14 protein-coding genes are annotated in these 20990 nt (G+C 39.4%); 8 read left to right on the top strand and 6 right to left on the bottom strand.

The window, feature by feature from the left end; all coding sequences use genetic code 11:
* Nucleotides 1-370: 370 nt before the first annotated feature.
* Both MXE38_RS09580 and MXE38_RS09575 read right to left on the bottom strand, forming a co-directional pair.
* Complete coding sequence (locus MXE38_RS09580) at nucleotides 371-1321, bottom strand: hypothetical protein (protein ID WP_246914260.1); 951 nt, start codon at nucleotides 1319-1321, stop codon at nucleotides 371-373.
* A gap of 117 nt (nucleotides 1322-1438) precedes the next feature.
* Nucleotides 1439-1798: a histidine triad nucleotide-binding protein gene (locus MXE38_RS09575; protein WP_246914259.1), complete on the bottom strand. Its 360-nt coding sequence runs from the start codon at nucleotides 1796-1798 to the stop codon at nucleotides 1439-1441.
* A 640-nt stretch (nucleotides 1799-2438) separates the two neighbouring features.
* Between MXE38_RS09575 and nrdD the strand changes: the two genes are divergently transcribed.
* The 3 genes from nrdD to MXE38_RS09560 all read left to right on the top strand — a co-directional run bounded on the left by nrdD (nucleotide 2439) and on the right by MXE38_RS09560 (nucleotide 5491).
* Nucleotides 2439-2606, top strand: coding sequence for an anaerobic ribonucleoside-triphosphate reductase (gene nrdD / locus MXE38_RS09570; protein WP_246914258.1), 168 nt, complete (start codon nucleotides 2439-2441; stop codon nucleotides 2604-2606).
* Nucleotides 2607-3030: 424 nt separating this feature from the next.
* Nucleotides 3031-3903 carry a TatD family hydrolase gene (locus MXE38_RS09565; RefSeq protein WP_246914256.1) on the top strand — a complete coding sequence of 291 codons (873 nt, stop codon included), beginning with the start codon at nucleotides 3031-3033 and terminating at the stop codon, nucleotides 3901-3903.
* A gap of 655 nt (nucleotides 3904-4558) precedes the next feature.
* Nucleotides 4559-5491 (top strand): sugar-binding transcriptional regulator, encoded by a 933-nt coding sequence (locus MXE38_RS09560; RefSeq protein WP_246914254.1) that lies wholly within the window; start codon nucleotides 4559-4561, stop codon nucleotides 5489-5491.
* A gap of 182 nt (nucleotides 5492-5673) precedes the next feature.
* Here MXE38_RS09560 and rbsK read toward each other — a convergent pair whose 3' ends face one another.
* The 4 genes from rbsK to deoC form a co-directional block, all read right to left on the bottom strand.
* Nucleotides 5674-6594: a ribokinase gene (rbsK, locus tag MXE38_RS09555; protein WP_246914252.1), complete on the bottom strand. Its 921-nt coding sequence runs from the start codon at nucleotides 6592-6594 to the stop codon at nucleotides 5674-5676.
* A gap of 13 nt (nucleotides 6595-6607) precedes the next feature.
* A complete protein-coding gene (locus tag MXE38_RS09550) occupies nucleotides 6608-7624 on the bottom strand; it encodes an aldose 1-epimerase family protein (RefSeq protein ID WP_246914251.1) in 1017 nt (338 codons plus the stop codon).
* Nucleotides 7625-7636: 12 nt separating this feature from the next.
* Nucleotides 7637-8965 carry an L-fucose:H+ symporter permease gene (gene fucP / locus MXE38_RS09545; protein ID WP_246914250.1) on the bottom strand — a complete coding sequence of 443 codons (1329 nt, stop codon included), beginning with the start codon at nucleotides 8963-8965 and terminating at the stop codon, nucleotides 7637-7639.
* Nucleotides 8966-9368: 403 nt separating this feature from the next.
* Nucleotides 9369-10016, bottom strand: coding sequence for a deoxyribose-phosphate aldolase (deoC, locus tag MXE38_RS09540; protein ID WP_246914249.1), 648 nt, complete (start codon nucleotides 10014-10016; stop codon nucleotides 9369-9371).
* Nucleotides 10017-10503: 487 nt separating this feature from the next.
* On the opposite strand from deoC, the gene MXE38_RS09535 reads away from it, so the two are divergent.
* From MXE38_RS09535 to MXE38_RS09515, 5 genes are all read left to right on the top strand, one after another.
* Nucleotides 10504-14025: a helicase-related protein gene (locus tag MXE38_RS09535; RefSeq protein ID WP_246914248.1), complete on the top strand. Its 3522-nt coding sequence runs from the start codon at nucleotides 10504-10506 to the stop codon at nucleotides 14023-14025.
* Between the two features lie 194 nt (nucleotides 14026-14219).
* The gene (locus tag MXE38_RS09530) at nucleotides 14220-15125 is read left to right on the top strand and encodes a DUF4391 domain-containing protein (protein WP_246914247.1); all 906 of its coding nucleotides are present in this window, start codon (nucleotides 14220-14222) and stop codon (nucleotides 15123-15125) included.
* A gap of 984 nt (nucleotides 15126-16109) precedes the next feature.
* Nucleotides 16110-17789, top strand: coding sequence for a site-specific DNA-methyltransferase (locus MXE38_RS09525; protein ID WP_246914246.1), 1680 nt, complete (start codon nucleotides 16110-16112; stop codon nucleotides 17787-17789).
* 50 nt (nucleotides 17790-17839) lie between these two features.
* On the top strand, nucleotides 17840-18346 hold the full coding sequence (locus MXE38_RS09520) for a hypothetical protein (RefSeq protein ID WP_246914243.1): 507 nt from the start codon (nucleotides 17840-17842) through the stop codon (nucleotides 18344-18346).
* Nucleotides 18347-18437: 91 nt separating this feature from the next.
* Nucleotides 18438-20867: a DEAD/DEAH box helicase family protein gene (locus MXE38_RS09515; RefSeq protein ID WP_246914241.1), complete on the top strand. Its 2430-nt coding sequence runs from the start codon at nucleotides 18438-18440 to the stop codon at nucleotides 20865-20867.
* Nucleotides 20868-20990 lie beyond the last annotated feature (123 nt).

Below are 20990 nucleotides of genomic sequence, written 5' to 3'. Positions count from 1 at the left end.
AGATTAAAAATTATAGCCCCTTAAAAATCGGGGGCTATTTTGTCCCTATCTTGTACCTAAATTTGCTAAGAATGGCTTATATATAAGCGTGCCACGCATAATAGTTAAATCTTGTAAAGAAATCATAATAGCTAAAAACCAACCATCCAAAAAATACTATCTGCACTGCAGATCTGTTCTGCAAAGAGCTTAGCCTCTAGCTAAACTCGTAGCGCTTGCCCAAGCTTGGATTCAAGCTGATCACACGATAATACCCGTAAAAAGCTCATAATTATATTACAAAGCGCACCTATGCCTAGTAAAAAAAGCAAAGGCCGTAGTCTAAATAATTTAAACTACAGCCTAGATGAGCTTTAATAGTTAAGCTCAATTAATTATGAAGACGACGGAAAGTCTGGCTTAAAGTAATACCGTCTTCAGTACGGATAATACGTATAGTAAGGGCTGCCTTATCACCTGCTTTCTTAACTTGAGATACTACTAAGTAAGGAATAGCAGAAGCACGACATTGGTGAATCAAATTAGGCAAAATAGTAGCAGAGCCAATGTTCTGGGCAATGACATTATTTAAATTGGTAGTGGCAGGCACTAAATAAAAAGAAGTAGAGCCTACTAAACCATCTTGAAGCGCAGTAGATAAGTCCTCAACGCAATCTTGGTATTCACTATCAATAATAGTTGGAGCTACATAAATATTGCCGCTTTCATTACGTAGTCTTAAAGCCAACTCTTTAATTAAAGCACGGGCTAAACCACTAGCCTCAGTATTTAACTTAACAGAGCAGCTATCAATGCCACCTAACTCTCTTACTGAACTTACATAATGCTCATTAGTACCTGCAGCGGTATTGGCAGATCCAGTGCCTGCGCTAGCGACAGCACTAGCATTAGCTACAGCGGCTGCTACTTGAAGTAAAGAACCATCATCAGATGATGTTTCCTCTAGCTCAATTTCATTAACGCTACTGTAAGGATCAGCAGCTCCGAGCATAGCATTATTAGGTAGCGGAGCTTTTTCTAGTCTGCCACTTAAAGCAACACCTTGACGTACTGCATTAGGATTAGAGCTCATGTCGTAAGGCCCAATAGCATCTGATGACAGGCCGCCTAACAATTCTGCACCAGATAAGTCTGGTGCCTTTTCATACTCTTGATTAGAACTATTATCCTGGGTAGTCTTTTGAGTTACACCTACCTCAGCATTTTTAATTGGGGTATCTTTGCTATGATCAGACTTTAAGATATCAAGAGACTGACAACCACTTAGACCTAAAGCTAGTGTTAAAGTGATTGCTAATGAACTTAACATGAGCTTGCGCACGAATGTCTATCCCCCTACTATCCTTAAAAAATACTAAAAAATAGCACCCTAAAAAATTTAGCTATCTTTAGAGTGCTAAGGCGAAAAATGAATAAAACTTAGCTTAAGTACTAAGTATTAGTCCTTGCTAGGAAAACCTAAACCACCTAGCTTGCCGCCTGCTAATAAGTGCATGTGGATATGTGGCACTTCTTGACCACCATCTGGACCACAATTAACAATTAAGCGATAACCAGATTGAGCTACGCCCAAATCAGTAGCGATCTTCTTAGCTACAATTAAAAGATGGCCTAACATAACCTCATCGCAAGCCTCTACATCAGAAACGCTAGGAATTGGCTTGTTAGTAACAATTAAGATGTGGTTCTCTGCCTTAGGGGCGATATCCTTAAAAGCAGTTACTAAATCATCCTTATATACGATCTCAGATGGAATGCTGCCATCAATAATACGTTCAAAAATGGTTGGCTCAGCCATAATTATCACCTTCTTAATGATTAGTATTATTCTTTTAGCTTAGAATCAGCTTAGATTAGCTAAAAAATCCTAAGATAATTAATTCATTATAGCAAAGCCCTATTTTAGTGGAGAATTTAGCGCTACTTAGCTCCATTAATGCGCATCTACTGCTTTAATTTCACGCGTAATAATTAACAATTATTAAATACTACTCCTTCTTTTAAACCCTTGACAAAAAATGTACTAAGTATAAAACGCTTGGTTTAGGACATTAAAAGCAGAGAATACCGTTATTTCATAAATGTTATTTAATAAATCACAAAAATCTTTAGTTAATTTTTTACTACTATCAATCCCCCTACCCATCGGTTGTTCACTCTTTGTCAAGTTGGTTTTAGAGATTTACTGTTCTTTTTATATCTTTTGCGAGCCAAGGACTTTTTTAAAAAAATTGTTAAATATTTATCAAACACTGATTCTAAAGCCATTTAAAAACCATGATTTGCCTTATATAGGGCGTTTGTTTGCCATGGCAAAGTATAGGGTCATTTGCTAACATGACATTGCTTTTGGGCTCCCCCCAAAGCTAAGAGTTTTTTCTTAATGCTCTTAAATTAATGTTTTTCGTAGCTTTAGTTTGCTTATAAGGACACAGTCAATGGTTACAAGACTCAAGCCAGTTAATGGCGTGGTTGGTGAGGGCGTAAAGTTCGATAGAATTCGCCGCATTACTGGTTATCTCGTGGGCACTTTAGATCGCTTTAACGATGCTAAGCGTGCTGAGGAGCATGATAGAGTAAAGCACAACTTCACCAAACTTAACTAAGCTAACTAAATGCTTTTGCAAGTTCCCAAGCTGAAAATATATTATCGTAGTATCTTTAGCAAAGAACTTACAAAGCGCTCTTAGATTTCAAGTACCACTAGCAGCAACTTAAGCTGCTTGCTCATTCGTTAGCTTGGCCATTACTTGCTTGTTTAAAATTTTTGGTACTTCTTAATACAAAGGTTTCCTAAAACAGGTCTTTTACCTATTTGAGGAAACCTTTTGTCATTTATGAAGCTGCAATTTGCTAAAATAGCAACCCCAAACAACACAACTGCGCAACTGCGTTAGGCGCAATAGCGACTTGCGCTGCCGTACGCCTTGCGCTGCGCTGCCAAAGTACCTGCTTTGGCCTGTGTTTGCCCTTGAGAGCGCATCTGATAGTTTGTGCTATCTTGATATTTTTTTCTTATGGAGTAAGACCATGTGCTTTTTAGTAGATTCCCATTGCCATTTAGCCTCTTTAACCTTAGAGGGTAAGGGGCCAAAGAGTATAGCCGAAGTAATGGCTCGTGCTCGTGCTTGTGGTGTTACTCACATGCTCTCTGTAGCTTGCACCATTGAAGATTATGCCAAGATGATGCAGGTTATTGCCCCTTTTGATGGTATTTATAATGCCTGTGGTATTCACCCTCTTAATTTAGAAGAGGCTGGCGCTTGGACAGAGGAGCAGTTAGCTGCCTGTTTAACTGATGAAAAATGTATTGCCTTGGGTGAAACAGGTTTAGACTTTTTCTATGCTGCTGAAACTAGAGAGGCTCAGCTAGATTCATTTGCTCGTCAAATTGATTTGGCCAATGAGCTTAAAAAGCCTCTTATTATCCATGCCCGTGCTGCTCACCATGACACTGTAGCCTTGATGAGAGAGCATAATGCCCGTGATTGTGGCGGTGTTATGCACTGCTTTTGCGATGAAGTTGAGATGGCCCGTGAGTGCCTTGATTTAGGCTTTTTCATATCTTTTTCAGGTATTGCTACCTTTAGAGCCGCCGATAATGTACGTGAGGTTTTAAAGTACGTACCACTTGATCGCATGATGGTCGAAACAGATTGCCCTTATTTAGCTCCAGTACCAGTACGTGGTGTAGATAATGAGCCTGCCTTTGTACGCTACACTTTAGAGTATATTGCTGACTTTAAAGGTATCTCCCCTAAAGAGCTAGCTAAAGCAACCTCAGCTAACTTTGAACAATGCTTCAAAGTAAAACTCTCTACCCCAAGCGACGAGAATATCCTCCAAAAAGATATCTCAACTTACAAGCTTGAGAAAATTTACAACAAGGGCTGGCCATACTAATAATCCTACCTAACTACCCTATCCTGCCCCTTACAATAAGAGGCCCATGGCATCAGCCACAAGGCCTCCGCCCTATGGCAACGGCCATAAGGCAACAGCCTGCCACAACTGCCAAGGCCTCAATTTACCTTTCCTATGAGTCCTTGGCCATTGGCCCCAAGGCTCATGGCCCTAAAGGGCAATACCTAGCTCCCAAGAGCATAATCCTTAGTCCTACGACCTACGACCCACGACTTAAGTATCAGAGGTTGTTGCCCCCTATTACTTGAATCCTTACCACACAAGAGCCATGCTATGACAGTCCAGGCCTGTCTAAGCTTGCTTGTAACTACTCTGTACCTACCGTGCTAAGATTGCTTTGCTAGGCCTTGCTTTGCCACACAGCCAGGCGGTTTGGCAGCCGAGCTGCCTAGCAGATTGGAGACATGGGGCTTGGCAACTAAGCAGGATATGACGGCCTTATAAAGGCGACCTTTTAGTGAGTTTTGCTTGGCTGTGCTGTGACGTGCTGCGCTGGTGCTTATAGCTTATTTGGTGTTTGGGGCGGTGGGATTGAAACAAAAGAATAGCCTGGCTTGGTATTAATGGTAAGATGCAAGGGTAGGAGATTAAGTTTAGAGCTTGTTTGCTTTTTGGGAATGGGGGACTAAAGCTCATGGATAAAGAAAAAATCACTCAATATCTTGAGGTAGCCAAGCGCTATTATGAGCAAGGTCAAACTCAAGATCACATTGCTAAAGAAATGGGCCTATCTCGTCCCAATATTTCTCGTATTTTGCAATACTGCAAAGATAAGAACATTGTCCAAATCAAGATTGTTAATCCATTTATTGATTTTCATGACAATGAGCTTATGTTAGAGCAGAAATATAAGCTTAAAAAAGTATTAATTGCTCATGCTCCTAATGACGGCGATAACGAGATTTTACAAGCTATTAGCTCTAAGGCTGCCTCTTATTTAAATGACATTATCTGTGATGGCGACATTATTGGCGTGTGCTGGGGTCGTACTTTATACACCATAGCTAAATTGCTAACCCCACGTATGGTCAAAGGCGTTAAAGTGGTACAGCTCAAAGGAGGTGTCAGCTATAGCTCCCATCAAACCCATGCTAAAGAAATTGTGGATATCTTTACCCAAAAGTTTAATGCTATGGGCTTTTACTTACCGCTTCCTACCTTATTTTCTGATTTGCAAACTAAGCAAATTGTAGAAAAAGACCCTTTTATTCAGGATATTTTAAATTTAGGCCGTCAAGCTAATATCGCTCTCTTTACTGTAGGTGGCGTTAACTCAGATTCAATTTTATTTAAGCTAGGCTATATCTCAGGCAGGGAGCGCCGTACTTTAGAGAAACAGGCCTCAGGAGATATAGTTTCACGCCTTATTAATGATAAAGGCAAAATTTGCTCTTTGTCTTTGGATGAGCGTACTAATGGCATTAAGTTAGAGGAGCTAAAGGCCAAAGATCAGCGTATTTTAGTAGCAGGAGGTCAAGCTAAATGGCCAGCTATTAAAGCAGCCCTCACAGGTGGTTTTGCCAACATTTTAATTACTGATCAATATACTGCTCACGAATTGCTTTGATAAAAAAATGCCCATAATTTGCTTTAAATTATGGGCATTTTAGAAAGTTGTTGATCTTATGTGTGTGTTAAGTGAACAACTTTTGTTAGGTTGTGCTTATAGGAAAAAGTACCAGGATTTTATTGTTAGCTAAACAGGCCCCAAACTTACGTCTAGGGCCTTTGAAAAGCTAAGGTTAAAACTTATGATTGAGAAGCAATAAAGGCATTGAGCTCATCAATGGTTGGGTATGACTTTTGAGTACCACGACGAGTTACGGAAAGAGCAGCAAAAGCAGATGCCACCTTCATAGCCTCTAAAATGTTGTGATGCTCTACATAGTACTTAGAGAAGCTACCAATAAAGGCATCACCAGCACCAGAGGTATCAATAGCGTTAACCTTATAAGGAAGGATCTTATTATGGCCATCCTTATTAATGAGCATAGAGCCACGGCTACCCATAGTAACAATTACATTCTTAATGCCAGCCTCAATAAGCTTATTACCAGCAGCTAGAACTTGCTCATCAGTGTCTACAGGCATCTTGGTTAAAGTGGCTAACTCGCTTTCATTTGGCATAAAGAAAGCACAAGATGAAATCTTCTCTAAGCTTAAGTTAGGATCAGCTGGGGCTGGATTTAATAGCACCTCGATACCATGCTTACGGCCAAACTCAATAGCGTGATATACAGTATCTAAGCTGATTTCTAACTGTAAAATGATAAGCTCACACTCTTTGAGCTTGTCCTCAGCAGCATCAATATCTTGAGGCTTGAGCTCCTTATTGGCACCCTTAATAATCAAAATAGAATTTTGAGACTTAGGGTCAACAAAAATTGGAGCTACGCCAGAGGACATATTAGGAACAATAGAGCATAAAGAAGTATCAATACCAAAGGACTCTAAATTCTTAATAGTGTTAGGGCCAAAGATATCGTCGCCCACCTTAGTCATCATCATGACCTTAGCACCGCACTTAGCAGCTGCTACAGCCTGATTAGCGCCCTTGCCACCACAACCTAAGGAAAAGTCAGGAGCCTCAATGGTCTCACCTTTGTTTGGCATACGCTCAATATAGGAAATTAAATCAACCATATTAGAGCCAATTACAGCGATAGTCATATTCGTTGCTCCTTTATCTTAAACCAGTGATTACATGGAAGGTCTTAGTCTCATTAGGCTCTAAATAAATGATAGTGCCCATACGCTCAGCAGCTTTTGCGCCCTCTGGACGGCAGGTAGCAGGAAGTACAAAGGCAGCTACCTTTAAATCCTCGTTGTACATAATCCAACGAGTAGCGCTCTTAAAGTCGCTGGTCTTGTATTGAGTAAAGCAAGTAATATCGCCTGCCTTCATTTCAAATACTGCATCCTCGCCATATACTGACAAGTCGTCTGCCATAAAGACAATTTCAGGATCGTACATTGCCTTGTCATTAAGGACAGATAAGGTCTTACCCTCTTTTTGTAGCTCTTTTAGCTTCTCATTGTAAGCAAGCCACTGCTGCGTTGGGTGAACATGAGCTGGAATTGACTCTCTGAGCTTAAAGGCGCTATCTGGCATGTTAGAGGTAATTACTGCATCATCAAAGTAAGCATAGTTCATGTGGCACATGTACTGGAGCGGCATCTTGATATAGGTCTTATTGGTGACTTCCATATCAATGTCAATACAGCTTTGATTGCTCTTTAAGGTTACCTTTGGCTTAGCTACATAGTGATAACCAAAGCCTTGGCAATAATCACACTCACTAATAATAGAGATATAGTCCTCACCTACCTCTAAATAAGCCTTGTGAATATCAGTTACTGAGAACTCACCGTGCATTGGGTGATTGTCCTCTGGTGATGGACAGCCATTGGCTAATAAGCCAGAGTGGAAAGCAAAGCAGCCATAAGTATCGATAATAGTATTAGCCTTGCGTGGCATATCGAAAATACTATGAAGTCTTAAGCTTTGACCCTTGAAGTTTAAGTCCCAGATAATCTGGCCCATGTAAGGGAGCACTTCTACGTAACCTTGGGCGTTCCTAATAGTTAAAGACTCGATGCCAGAAGGATAGCGCTTGATGCTAACAGCTAGGTCTTTTAAAGTTACGATTTCTTTAGCAAAGTCAGTAAAATCGCTTTTAAAGAGATTGATAATAGCCATGATTTAACTCCTTTAAGCCTTATTTTCCTTTAACTTAACAATAAAGAACACCATGATGGCAACGAAACAGAAAGCATTGATAATAAAGGATACAGGTAAAGAACCGACCATGTCAGAGAGTAAGCCTTGCATAGCTGGAATTACCGCAGCACCTACAATTGCCATAACACAGACAGCACCAGCAGTTTCCTTGTACTTAGGATCAGCCTCAGCTAAGGTCTCAGCATAAATGGTTGCCCAACCTGGACCCATTAAGAAAGAGATAGCAATGGCAGCATAAATAGCGCTAAAGTCATGAACAAATACGATGTAAAGAACTAATGGAATGCCAGCTAAAGAGTAAGCAATCATTACCTTAGGTACAGAGAACTTAGTCATTAAGATATTGGCAACAAACTTACCTGCAAAGAAGCTGATGAAGCTAAATACCATGTAATCAGAAGCGCTACGCTCATTAATGGAGTGATCTAAGTCTAGAGCTAAACGAATGGTGAATGACCAAACTGCTACTTGCATACCTACGTATAAGAACTCAGCAGCAATACCACCCATAAAGCGCTTGTTGGTGATTAAGTAAGAGATAGTCTCACCAAAGCTTGGCTTTGCTTCATTGGACTTAGTTTTAACCTTGCAGCTTGGGAGCTTGGTTAATAAAACAATGATAAATACTACAACTAAAGCGGCAATAATGGCCTTGTATGGTTGTAAGGTAAATTGAAGAGCCTCTAATTTAAACTCATGTAAAGCTTCGGCAGATAAGTTGGCAACACGGCTGTGTAAGCTCTCGCCCTCTTGGAAAATTAAGTATTTGCCTAATAAAATACCGCTTAAGAAGCCAATAGGAGTAAAGGTCTGAGAGATATTTAAACGTAAAGTGGACTTATCTTTAGGGCCAAGCATAGTAGAGTAGGTATTACATGAGGTCTCTAAGAAGCCTAAACCAATAGCAATACCAAATACTGCAAATAAGAACATGGTATAAGTTGCCATAGTTGAGGCTGGGAAGAATAAGGTACAACCTACGATATAGAAGCCTAAACCAATTAAAATACCAGTCTTATAGTTGGTACGAGCAATAATTTGAGCTGCTGGAATGGAAATTAAGAAATAACCACCATAGAAAGCACTTTGTACTAAGGCAGTAGCAAAGTCACTAAGAGTAAATACGCTCTTAAATTGAGTAATTAAAATATCATTCAAGCTAGCGGCACAGCCCCATAAAGGGAACATGCAAGAAATTAAAATAAATTGGAACCAAGGGGTACGGCTTAAGTAGCCATCTGGTAGTTGCTCAATTGGAGCATCCTTGACAGCAGCAGCTGTTGCTCTAATTTCACTCATAATATGACTCCTATAGTCAACTTAACAAGACAATCAAAATATCTTTGGTACACACACAATCAATCTTAACAAGCAAAGATAAAGGCTTTAAAAAGAGGCTTTTGCCAGAATTTAGGTACAATAAGGGCCTGCCCTTAGAGATAAACCATCTAAAGCCTTGTGAACTACCAAAAAAAGATGAAAAGAAAAGTGGTTAGATTTTTAAGTACAAGTCTAAAGAAGCCGTAAATTAGGCTTCTTTGACCACTTCCTAATTTAAATTCTTTGTTGTTAGTGAAGAAGAATTAATAACTAATAAGCATGGAGAATAAGCACAACCAACAAGTATGTTGGATTTTAGGTAGGCTCAAATAAATTGAGCCTACAGCTTTAAGCTACTTAAAATCACTGCACAAAGATGATTTTATTCGCCCTTAACAATGGCAACACCATTGCTAGTACCAATACGATTGGCACCTGCTTCAATCATAGCCTTGGCATCAGCAAAAGTGCGAACACCACCAGAGGCCTTAACACCCATATCAGGGCCAACAGTCTGACGCATTAAAGAAACGGCATGAACAGTAGCACCACCCTTAGAGAAACCAGTTGAGGTCTTAACGAAATCGGCACCTACTTCCTTACAAATCTTGCAAACAGTAACGATTTCTTCATCGGTTAAGAGACAGGTCTCAATAATTACCTTGGTTAAAGCCTTGCCCTTAGCAGCCTCTACTACAGCAGCAATATCAGCACGAACGGCCTCTAAATTGCCCTGCTTTAATAAGCCTACAGGGATAACCATATCAACCTCAGTAGCACCATTAGCAATAGCGTCCTTGGTCTCAAATACCTTAGTAGCGGTAGTGTGAGTGCCCTGTGGGAAGCCAATTACAGTACATACCTTAACATCAGTATCCTTAAGAGCTTGAGCGCACTTAGAAACCCAAAGAGGGCTTACGCATACGGACATAAAGTCATACTCTTTAGCCTCGGCAATAATCTTGTCGAGCTTATCCTCAGTAGCATCAGTTGCTAAGATGGTGTGGTCAATATATTTCTTAAGTTCCATGGTTTGGTAAATCTCCCAATCTCAAATCTATGGTTTTATTCTAGAGTTTCAAAAACACTAAAATTTTGAGCATGGTCACATTTTACAACAAGACCATGTTACATTTGTTCACTAATTTAAACACTGCCATTTAAAAAACTTGAATCTACATCCCAAAACCTTATTTATTTACCGTTTACAGTTTACAAAATTACTTCCGTTTTGAACATTTGTTCACAAACCAAACACAACTTCCCATTCCAGCAAAACCTCATCTCACTACATGCAACACCCGATGCTTACGCCATTTATCCTCACTTAGAGCGCCCGCTCCTGAGCTTATTTTAAACAGACAAAATCGCAAATCTGTTCAAATCATCCCCCTATCCCCAATCACAACAGCGCTCCTCACACTATAGAGCTGTAGCAGACCTCCTAAATCACTGCCTTATTGAGCTACAATATCTATTACCTATCTATAAGACATAAGCGGAGCGTAAGCACTAGTATGGAAAAAAGCATCCAGATTATTGATAATGAGCAAAAAATATTATGCGATGTGCTAAAAGAGCTTCTTAACGAGCATAGTGAAGTAAGCGTACTAGCTAACAGCTTTTCTGTCTTTGCTTATGAAGGACTAAAAGACAGCTTAGATAGAATTAAGTCTTTTCGCTTCTTATTCCTTAATCCTACCTTTACTTCCGAGCAAGAGGACGAGTACATCTACAATAATGCAGCTGCCAATAGCACCACTATTTCTAGCTCTTCCTCTTATAAGTCTAAAATGCGTGAGTTCTATATCCCTAAGCTAAATCGTGAGCACAACATCTTTGGCAACGACTTAGAAATTAGGCTGCGCAATCAGATGACACAAAAAACATTGTGCAATCAATGTTCGCAATGGATTGAAGCTAAAGGTAAGTTTCATACTATGCTCAGCTACGCCCAGCAAAATTTAGGCTATATCATGGTTAAAAACCCTGATGAGACCTGGCTTATCTCTGGAATTGGCAATTTTGACGCTTATAATCTGGGTTTAACTAAAGCCAAATATAATGAATTATTCTCACAAACCCCATTCACTTTTGGCCCGCTAGAGAAAGTGCAGAAAGACTTTGCATCAATCTTTAATCTTGCTTGGAGCGAGCGTCAATACAGTAAGGATATTACGCACAAGGTTCTTGACAGCTTTAAGATTGGTTGTGAGGAAGTAGCCCCAGAAATTATTTATTATCAAACACTAAATTGCATTTTTAGCGAGTTTCTTGAGGAAAATAATGAAGACTATTTACCTAATGATGCTACGGGCTATCAAAACTCTGTCATTTGGCAAATGCTCTATCCTTTCCAAAAGGACGCAGCTCTGGCCATTATTAATAAATTAGAAAAGTACAATGGCTGCATCTTAGCTGATAGCGTAGGCTTGGGTAAGACTTTCACTGCACTGGCAGTAATTAAATACTACCAAACACGCAATAAGAACATCTTGGTCTTATGTCCTAAAAAGCTGGAACAAAACTGGAAGGCTTTTAACAACAACTATCACACCAATATTCTTGAAAAAGATCGCTTTAATTACGACGTTCTCTTTCATACTGACCTTAATCGCAATAGAGGCGAGTCTAATGGCATAGATTTAAGTCTTTTTAATTGGTCTAGTATTGATCTAATTGTCATTGATGAGAGTCATAATTTTAGAAATGGTGGCAAAAAACGCCTTATAGATGAGGACTCTGAAAGCTCATTAAACCGCTATGATCAGCTTTTGCAAAAAGCCATTAAGCCAGGCGTTAAGACCAAAGTGCTTATGCTCTCTGCAACACCTGTCAACAATCGCTTTAATGATCTTAAGAATCAAATTGCCCTTGCTTATGAAGGCAATAGTTCTGATATTAATAGCAAACTTGGCACCAGCTCAGGCATTGATGAAATTTTCAAATTGGCACAAAAGGCATACAACAGCTGGGCCAAAAGTGATGTTGACGAGCAATCTACCCAACACTTAATAGACAAACTGCCTCTGGACTTCTTTAAGGTTTTAGATGCGGTCACTATTGCCCGTAGCCGCCATCATATTGAAACTTTTTATGACGCAAGCCAAATAGGCTCTTTCCCTACTAGGCTATCTCCTCTTTCTCTAAATCCTGCTATTACCGATTTAGACAAAACTCTAAACTTTCAGGATTTATTTAACAGACTCAGTCAGCTCTCTTTAGCTGTTTATACGCCATCGAACTTTTTACTGCCTAACATGCGCAGTATCTACGAGCAAAATGGTAACTTTAAATTTAGCTTAGACTTCCAAGGTCGTGAGCAAGGCTTAGCACGCTTAATGACCATTAACCTCTTCAAGCGTTTAGAAAGCTCCATTCACTCTTTGCGCTTAACCATTAATAAGTTAATTGACCATCATACAGCTACCCTTGACAAGATAGATAGCTTCCAATTGGCCAACCATAAGGCTTCTCCAAAAATTGCAGCTACCGATCTTTCTTTTGATGATGATATCGATGAGGTCTTAGACGAAGACTTAATTGAAAATGGCTATAGCATGGAGCTGGATAATTACGTCGGCTCTAAAAAGGCTATTATTAACCTCCAAGATATGGATCTTGATGCCTGGCGCAAAAGCATTGCAACAGATAAAGAGATTCTAGAAACATTAATTGCTCAGCTTAACCTTATTGATACTGCTCATGATCTTAAGCTCAAAACACTAGTAGAAACTATTGCCAACAAACGTACTAACCCAATTAATCCAGGCAACCTAAAGGTATTAGTATTTACTGCTTTTGCTGATACTGCCCTTTACCTTTATGAAAATCTTGTTAAGCATTTTAACCAAGCTCAAGATACCTGTAATTTAGCACTAATTACTGGAGGAAAATCTTGTAAAAGCACTATTAAAGGCCACTCTAACGACTTTGATGCTTTGCTTACAATGTTTTCCCCTAAATCCAAACAAAGGGATAAACGCTTTGGTAATAATCACAATGCCAATATTGATATTCTTATTGCTAGTGATTGCATTAGTGAAGGCCAGAATCTGCAAGATTGCGATTATCTAATTAACTATGATATTCATTGGAACCCTGTACGCTTAATCCAACGCTTTGGTCGTATTGACCGTATTGGTAGTACTAACAAATACATTCAAATGGTTAACTTCTGGCCAGACTTAGGCTTAGATGAATATATTCATCTGAGAGCCAGAGTTGAACAGAAAATGAAACTTACGGTAATGACGGCCACAGGCGATGACAACCTAATTTCACAAGATGATGCTAATTTTGATTACCGCAGCCAGCAGCTAAGACGCATCCAAAAGGAAACAGTCAACCTTGAGGAAATGAATTGTAATATCAGTATTACTGATTTAGGTCTGAGCGACTTTAGGCAAGATCTACTCTCTTATGTGAAAACTCACAAGAATCTAGATGGTATGCCATTTGGATTAAACGCCTTGGTACAAGTGCCAAGCACACACCAAACGCCTGCTATTGCCAATCCTTTTGCTGCTATGAGCAACCCATTTGCTGCCCTTATGGGTTCGAATGAAACCCCAAGCGCTATTGCAACTGAGCAAGTGAGCACTCGTATAAAAGCTGCACAAGAGCTAGGCATTAGCCCAGGTACTATCTTAATTTTGCGCAATCGCAATAATGACCTTAAAGCTAATAAGCGCAATATTTTCCATCCATTTTATATGGTGTATTTAGGGGAAGATAATAAGGTAATATGCAATCATTTTGCTCCTAAGCGCATGCTAGAAATTCTGCGCTTTTTATGCCGCAACGAGCATGTTCCTAACAAAGCCCTTTGTGATCTCTTTAATAAAGAGACAAATGACGGCATGAATATGACACGCTACTCATCTCAGCTACAACATGCTATCCAACAAATTATTAATGAAAAGCAAACATCAGATTTAGATAGCTTATTTGGCAAGGGTGAAAGCTCAGCCTTACACGGAGCTTTTAGTGGCAGTGATGACTTTGAATTGTTGGGCTTTGTCGTGGTTCGTGCTTAACTAATCGCTAGCTCTCAAGCCCAGAGCCCAATGCCAAGACCTCGTCCAAAGCCAAAGGTCTAGGCGCAATTCCCATGGCTAGGGCCTGGGCCAATGCCAAGGCCAAGGCCCTAGCCCAAAGCTAAGCTTAAGCCCCCATAAGGCTACCTTAACCTAAGAGAACACAACAGCTACGAACATAAGAGGGTAATTATATGGAGCATTTAGAATTTTTTTATGCTGATGGCCTAAACAAGCTTTTCCCAGAGCAAAGCTTGGTAATTACCCCTTTACCTATCGACTACATTTTTAGCAATTTTGCTGCTAATCAAGAGGTTAATGCCTGTGCCCAAGACATTAAAAACATTACTTGGCTAGCTAAATTTAACCAAGAAGTACTAAATCTTCATAATTTTTACCAAGACAACTTAGAGCCAGAACATGTATATTTGGAAGATACGCATAAGCTTGCTTCTTTGCCTGAACTTAATATCTTTGTCTTGGACTTAGCTCAAGAATACATACCGCAAGCTTTAATCAATTTACTTGATAGCAACTTAGACAAATACCTCCTATTCATATGTCATTATGAGGGGCGCTACAGTCTTAGTGCTAACTTGAAGTTTAATTTTACCCCTAGTGCTACTCAGAAAAGCTCTCAATTCCCTTTTGAGATTACATCATCCCTAAACAGCCAGTGGCTATCAGCAACCGAGCTGTTAGATACTTTTAACTTGCAAGGCAAGACAGTAAAAGATCTTTATTTAAACCTCTTATCGCTCATTTATCTTAACAGCTCTAAGCATTCCCAAAAGCAAGATGCTCACACGCAGGCTCCCCAGCAGCACGCAGCTCAAAAGCACCCTAATCAGGCTGATAAAGCTCCATTACCTTACGATCACTCTAAGGTAAATCCTATTACCCTTAATTTGCCTAAAATTTTAGAGCTGGAAAACCAGCTAACCAAACTAATACAAGAAGGAGATAGACTAAATAAGGCCAAAAATAAAGAACGTCAGCCTAATAAGAAGTTTGCTCTTCATACCAACTTTCAAAAAGTACAAAAGAAAATCCTTGCGACTAAGGAACAACTAAAACAACTTAAAGATGCTGCCAACTAATAGGCCGTTTAGCCCTTATGAGACCTCTCTTGCCCACAGAGCCGCCTCCCCTAAAGGCTAATATTCATTGTTGACCATGGAAGGCTTTTAAAAGCCATTTTTCTTTTATGACTACTTATCTCATAGGGCATTCATTAGTGTTCAACAGTAGTCCCGTAGTCAGAATAAATGGAGCGGCAATAGCTTACTGTTCTTACAGCCCTTACAGCCTCTTAAGGCGACATGGTCTTACCACAGTGATACTCTGACGCTGCTAAGATGCTTCCTTACTTTATGGAAGGCTTATAAAAGCTTTTTTCTTTTATGACTACTTATCTCATAGGGCATTCATTAGTGTTCAACAGTAGTACCGTAGTCAGAATAAAGGGAATGGCAACCTCTTACTGCCCTTACAGCCTATTAAGGCAACATGTTTTTACAACAGAGATACTCTAGCGCAGCTAAGATGCTTACTTACTTTATGGAAGGCTTATAAAAGCCATTTTTCTTTTATGACTTGATATCCCATAGGGCGTTCATTAGTGTTCAACAGTAGTCCCGTAGTCAGAATAAAGGGAATGGCAACCACTCAATGCCCATACTGCCCTTACAGCCTATTAAGGCAACATGGTTTTACAACAGTGATAAATAGAATGTTTGTTAGTTGGTGAGTTAGCAAACATCCAAATGTGTGGTGATAAGGCAGCTTACGTCAATACTCTCTTATTACTATCCTGCTGGCATATGGGGGCAATTGGCTTTTTAACTGGTGGCTTGAGGTAAATCTTGGGTGGTATCCCCAGCGCCTACTCTAAAGTTTGCTGATCTTAATTAGCGACGATGAGACAAAAATAAACAAGACTTACCAAAAGTCTGTTAACTTTACTTAGCCTATCAAAAAATTAAACCTTATAATAATAAAGCAGATATATATCTGCTTTAGCTAGTATTTTTGGCACCAGCTTTCCTATGTCTTTTCATTATTAATATGAGATCTGAAAAGTTATGGCTAATACCCAACTTAATATGATTAACAATGATGCTATAGCGCAGAACGTCAATAAAATTAAAGAGCTCTTTCCTCATTGTGTTTGCGAAGTCCTAGTAGATGGCAAGCTTACTCAAGCTATTGACCATCATAAGCTTTTATTAGAGCTTGGTATTAAGGACGAACATGAAACTAAAGAGCGCTATGAGTTTAACTGGCCTAACAAAAGAGAAGCCTTAAAATTGGCTAATCTCCCTACCAGTAGTACTTTGCGACCATGTTTATCTGAGAGCATTGACTTTGAGCACACCCAAAATCTCTACATTGAGGGCGATAATTTAGAGGTGCTAAAGTGCATTAAAAACACCTATCTTAATAAGATTAAGCTTATCTATATTGATCCGCCTTACAACACAGGTTCAGATCTTATCTATCATGATGACTTTGAACAGAGTGCCCAAAGTTTCTTAGTCTCAGAAAATAAAATTGATGAGCAAGGTAATAGACTAAGCTCTAATTTACAAAGCGAAGGTCGTTTCCATACTAATTGGTTAAATATGATTTACCCGCGCCTAAAAATTGCCCGTGATCTATTAACTGATGATGGAGCCATTTTTATTTCTATTGATGAAAACGAAATGGACAATCTCAAAAAAGTTTGTGATGAGATCTTTGGTCAGAGCAACTTTATTGCCTCATTAGTCTGGGCAGCAGGCCGCAAAAATGACTCTAAGCTCATTTCTGTCTCTCATGAGTACATAGTTTGCTATGCTCGCAATAGAAATTACTTAAAAGAAAACAGTATTTTATGGCGAGAGCGTAAGCAAGGCCTTGATGATATTTATAAAGAATATGAACGCCTTAAGAAATTGCATGGCGACAACTATAAGCTTATTGAGCAGGATCTAAAACTTTGGTACAAAGCCCTACCAGCAGGCTCTCCTGCCAAAGAACAAGCTCACTACAATAGTGTAGATGGTAATGGCATTTACTATGGCGATAATATTTCCTGGCCTGGCGGCGGTGGCCCTAAATACACAGTATTACACCCTATTACCAATAAGCCTGTAAAATTACCTAAAGGAGGATGGCGCTTTACTCAAGAGACACTAAACTCCATGATTGCTGCTGACAAAATTGTGTTTGGCGCTGATGAAAACAATGTTCCTAAAGTTAAGGCTTATCTAAAAGATCGTGAATATGCTGTACCTTATAGCGTATTCTATACTGATGGCCGTGCTGCCTCTAAACGCCTTGACTCACTATTAGGAGATAAGGTTTTTGATAATCCTAAAGATGAGACTATCATAGCCCGCATTATCGAGTTTTGCGGCCTAAAAGATAATGATATTGTGCTCGATTTCTTTTCAGGAAGCGGCACTACTGCTCATGCCCTATTCTTAGCTAATATGAAGCAAAAGCTTAACCGCCATTTTATATTAGTACAAATACCAGAAATTATTAGTGATGCTGGTGCTAGTAGTAAAACGGCTAAGAATGTTGCTGACAATGCTATTAAACTCTGTCAAAGTCTTAATGCTCCTGCCAATATCTGCACTATTGCTAAAGAGCGTATTAAAAAAGCAGGTCAACAAGTTCTAGCCATGATGAATGAAAACTTATCCAAAGCTAAAAACCAAGCCAACCTCAGTGCAGAAAATCGCATAAATAAGCCATTTTCCATGGGGGGGGGGTAGAGCCGTTTTTTGACTGTGGCTTCCGTGTACTTAAGCTTGACTCCTCTAATATGAAGGATGTCTTTTACTACCCTAATGACTTATCTCAAGCCAATCTTTTAGATAGTGTCGACAACATTAAGTTTGATCGCACTCAAGAAGATCTCCTTTTTCAAATCATGCTTGAATTAGGCATTGATTTAACCTCTTCTATTGCCAAAATCAACTTATCTCAAGATTCAGCCTATATTGTAGGCTCTACCACAACTACTCCTACTCTTTTACAAGAACCAGCGCCCGCTCCCGACCTTGCTGTTGAGGCTGTCCCTGAGTTTGCTGCTGCGCCAGAAGTTGCCAGTGAAGCTGCGCCTGAGCCTGGGCTAGCAGTGGCTACTGAGCCATTTTTAGCGTGCTATTTTTCTAATGAGCTCAAGGCTAACGATATTATTACTTTAGCTAAGCTTAAGCCTGTTTATTTGGTCTTGAAAAACAGTGCTATTAGCTCTGATAGTCTTATGACTAATTATGATCAACTTATTAAAGCTCATAGCCCCGAGACTATTGTAAAAACGCTCTAATGCCTCTTATAGCGCCATAAGAGCAGTAAATACTATGACTTTACTGCTCTTATTATCTAGACAACTAAACTAACTTGTAAAAGAGCCTATTATGAAGTTTCGTTTTAAAACTCAACAATATCAAAGCGATGCCATAAGCAATATTGTTTCTGTTTTTGCAGGCCAGAGCTATCACGATGGCCTTGAGTATCAATTAGATCGTGGCTACGATAAAGTTGCTTTTCAAGCAAACAACACCATGTTAAGTGGTATTGATTATTCGTACATCCTAGAGACTGGCTATGGCAACAGACAAATTGAGCTTGATGATGCTCATTTGCTAGAGAACATCAGAGAAATTCAGCGCCACTGTAATATTAGCAAGGATACTGCTCTTAATCAGGAATTTGGGCGCTGTGTGCTTGATATTGAAATGGAGACTGGCACAGGCAAGACCTATGTCTACATTAAGACTATCTTTGAACTTAATAAGGTCTATGGCTGGTCTAAATTTATTATCGTGGTGCCAAGTATTGCCATACGTGAGGGTGTAAAAAAGAGCTTAGACATTACAGTTGATCACTTTATGGAGCAATACCATAAGAAAATCAAAAGCTTTATTTACAGCTCAGACAATCTTAATGATATTAATGACTTTTCACAAAGCCATGATATCTACGTAATGATTGTTAATATGCAGGCTTTTAATAGCTTTAAGGAAAATGCAAACAATCAAGCTGCCCGTATTATTTACTCAGAGCGTGATAGCTTCGGTTCCCGTAGGCCTATTGATGTGCTAGCTAACAACAATCCTATCGTGATCTTAGATGAACCGCAGAAAATGAGTGGCACAGCGACTAAAGAAAGCCTAAAGCTCTTTAATCCTTTATTTTGCCTTAATTTCTCTGCTACTCACAAAGATAAGCACAATTGTGTCTATAAGCTGGATGCACTTGATGCCTACAACCAAAAATTAGTAAAGCGTATTGAAGTGGTAGGTATTGATGTCAAAAACCTCACTGGCACTAATAGTTATCTTTACCTTGAAAATATCTTAATTGATGCTCACCTGCCCCCAAGAGCAGTCATTACTATGGAAAAGAGAACTAAGGATAAGATCTCTCGTATTACCACCACTTTAAGCAAAGGCGATGATCTGTATTACCGCTCAGGAGAACTTGTAGAGTATAAGGACTATATCATTAGTGATATTGATGCCTTATTAGGCAAAGTAGAGTTTGCCAATGGCACCATTATCTATGTTGACGAAGTATTGGGCGATGTTAGTGCTGAGGATATTGCTCGCTTACAAATTCGCCAAACCATTAAATCTCACCTGCATAAAGAGCAAGAGCTCTTTAAAAAAGGCATTAAGACCCTTTCCTTATTCTTTATTGACACAGTAAAGCATTATCGTGATTACGATGCTCCCAATAATGCTGGCATGTTCCAATCTATGTTTGAGCAGGAATATGAAAGTGTTAAGCAAGAATTGTTTAGTCAAGGACAACTATTAGAGCAAGACCAGAGATATCTTGATTATTTAAATAGCATTGCCCCTTCTGCTACTCATGCAGGCTATTTTAGTATTGATAAGAACAAGCGCCTTACCGACCCTACTGTCAAAGGTAGAGCAAAGGAGGCCAAATACAGCGACAATCCTAGTGATTACGAGCTGATCTTAAAGGATAAAGAGCGTCTACTTAGCTTTAGTGAGCCTGTAAGATTTATCTTTTCTCACTCTGCCTTAAGAGAAGGCTGGGATAATCCTAATATTTTCCAAATTTGCTCCTTAAGGCAGTCTAATAGCACTATGGCAAAACGCCAAGAAGTTGGTCGTGGTTTACGCCTCTGCGTTGACCAAGAGGGCAATCGTCAAGATTACAGTGTTCTAGGCGAACAATTTCATGAATACAACTTGCTAACCGTAATAGCACCAGAAAGCTATGCTACTTTTGTTGAAGGGCTCCAAAATGAAATTAATGATGCCCTTTATGAGCGCCCTACCAAGATTGATGATAACTTCTTTGTAGGCAAAAATATTGATATTGTGCGCCCTTTAAGCCCTAAAGAGCAGCCAGATAATAGCACCAAAGACTCGCAATCAGATCCTAACAATATGTCTTTAACCGAGAGCAAACATACTTTGACTAAAGAAGAAGCTCAGGATATTGTTTTTGCTCTTAAAACCCAAAAAGACATTGATCGCACTGGTAAGATGAGTGAAGAATTGCAAGAGCTCTTAGCGGATGATGAAGGGGCTCATAAATTTGAGCTCAAAGCTCCAGATCAGGACTATGACTACTTAAAGTATTACGCTCAGGGTGTATTTAAGCTCTTACAAAAAGCTGATAATCCTAAAGCTAAGGGCAAGCTTATTAAAGAGCACAACCGCAATATCTTTAGTCAAACTAAACCAACTACCAAGTTTAGTACTGAGCCTTTTAAGAGCTTATGGGAAATGATCAACCATAAGTACGTCTATACTGTTAACTTAGATTCAGACAAATTAATTGCCAATGCCATTAGGTCTATTAATTAGAAATTCCGAGATTTTAATACGTATATGGCATATCAAAAATACCACGGCAACCGCAGGCAATGGCAATTTCTCGTTGCTTTTCAACCACCTCTCTGGTTATTAGAGCGCCATTAGACTTGCGTC

The sequence above is a fragment of the Anaerobiospirillum sp. NML120448 genome (assembly GCF_023050945.1).
In the GTDB taxonomy this organism is placed as follows: domain Bacteria; phylum Pseudomonadota; class Gammaproteobacteria; order Enterobacterales; family Succinivibrionaceae; genus Anaerobiospirillum.
Note: the sequence above shows the minus strand (reverse complement) of the source record. Positions and strands in the feature narration are given on the sequence as shown.

What these genes read in the sequence shown, in the direction of transcription:
- nrdD (WP_246914258.1), top strand. Translation starts at nt 2,439, where the DNA reads ATGGTTACAAGACTCAAGCCAGTTAATGGCGTGGTTGGTGAGGGCGTA.
- fucP (WP_246914250.1), bottom strand. Translation starts at nt 8,965, where the DNA reads ATGAGTGAAATTAGAGCAACAGCTGCTGCTGTCAAGGATGCTCCAATT.
- MXE38_RS09565 (WP_246914256.1), top strand. Translation starts at nt 3,031, where the DNA reads ATGTGCTTTTTAGTAGATTCCCATTGCCATTTAGCCTCTTTAACCTTA.
- MXE38_RS09520 (WP_246914243.1), top strand. Translation starts at nt 17,840, where the DNA reads ATGAAGGATGTCTTTTACTACCCTAATGACTTATCTCAAGCCAATCTT.
- MXE38_RS09575 (WP_246914259.1), bottom strand. Translation starts at nt 1,798, where the DNA reads ATGGCTGAGCCAACCATTTTTGAACGTATTATTGATGGCAGCATTCCA.
- MXE38_RS09560 (WP_246914254.1), top strand. Translation starts at nt 4,559, where the DNA reads ATGGATAAAGAAAAAATCACTCAATATCTTGAGGTAGCCAAGCGCTAT.
- MXE38_RS09550 (WP_246914251.1), bottom strand. Translation starts at nt 7,624, where the DNA reads ATGGCTATTATCAATCTCTTTAAAAGCGATTTTACTGACTTTGCTAAA.
- MXE38_RS09525 (WP_246914246.1), top strand. Translation starts at nt 16,110, where the DNA reads ATGGCTAATACCCAACTTAATATGATTAACAATGATGCTATAGCGCAG.
- rbsK (WP_246914252.1), bottom strand. Translation starts at nt 6,594, where the DNA reads ATGACTATCGCTGTAATTGGCTCTAATATGGTTGATTTAATTTCCTAT.
- MXE38_RS09515 (WP_246914241.1), top strand. Translation starts at nt 18,438, where the DNA reads ATGAAGTTTCGTTTTAAAACTCAACAATATCAAAGCGATGCCATAAGC.
- deoC (WP_246914249.1), bottom strand. Translation starts at nt 10,016, where the DNA reads ATGGAACTTAAGAAATATATTGACCACACCATCTTAGCAACTGATGCT.
- MXE38_RS09530 (WP_246914247.1), top strand. Translation starts at nt 14,220, where the DNA reads ATGGAGCATTTAGAATTTTTTTATGCTGATGGCCTAAACAAGCTTTTC.
- MXE38_RS09535 (WP_246914248.1), top strand. Translation starts at nt 10,504, where the DNA reads ATGGAAAAAAGCATCCAGATTATTGATAATGAGCAAAAAATATTATGC.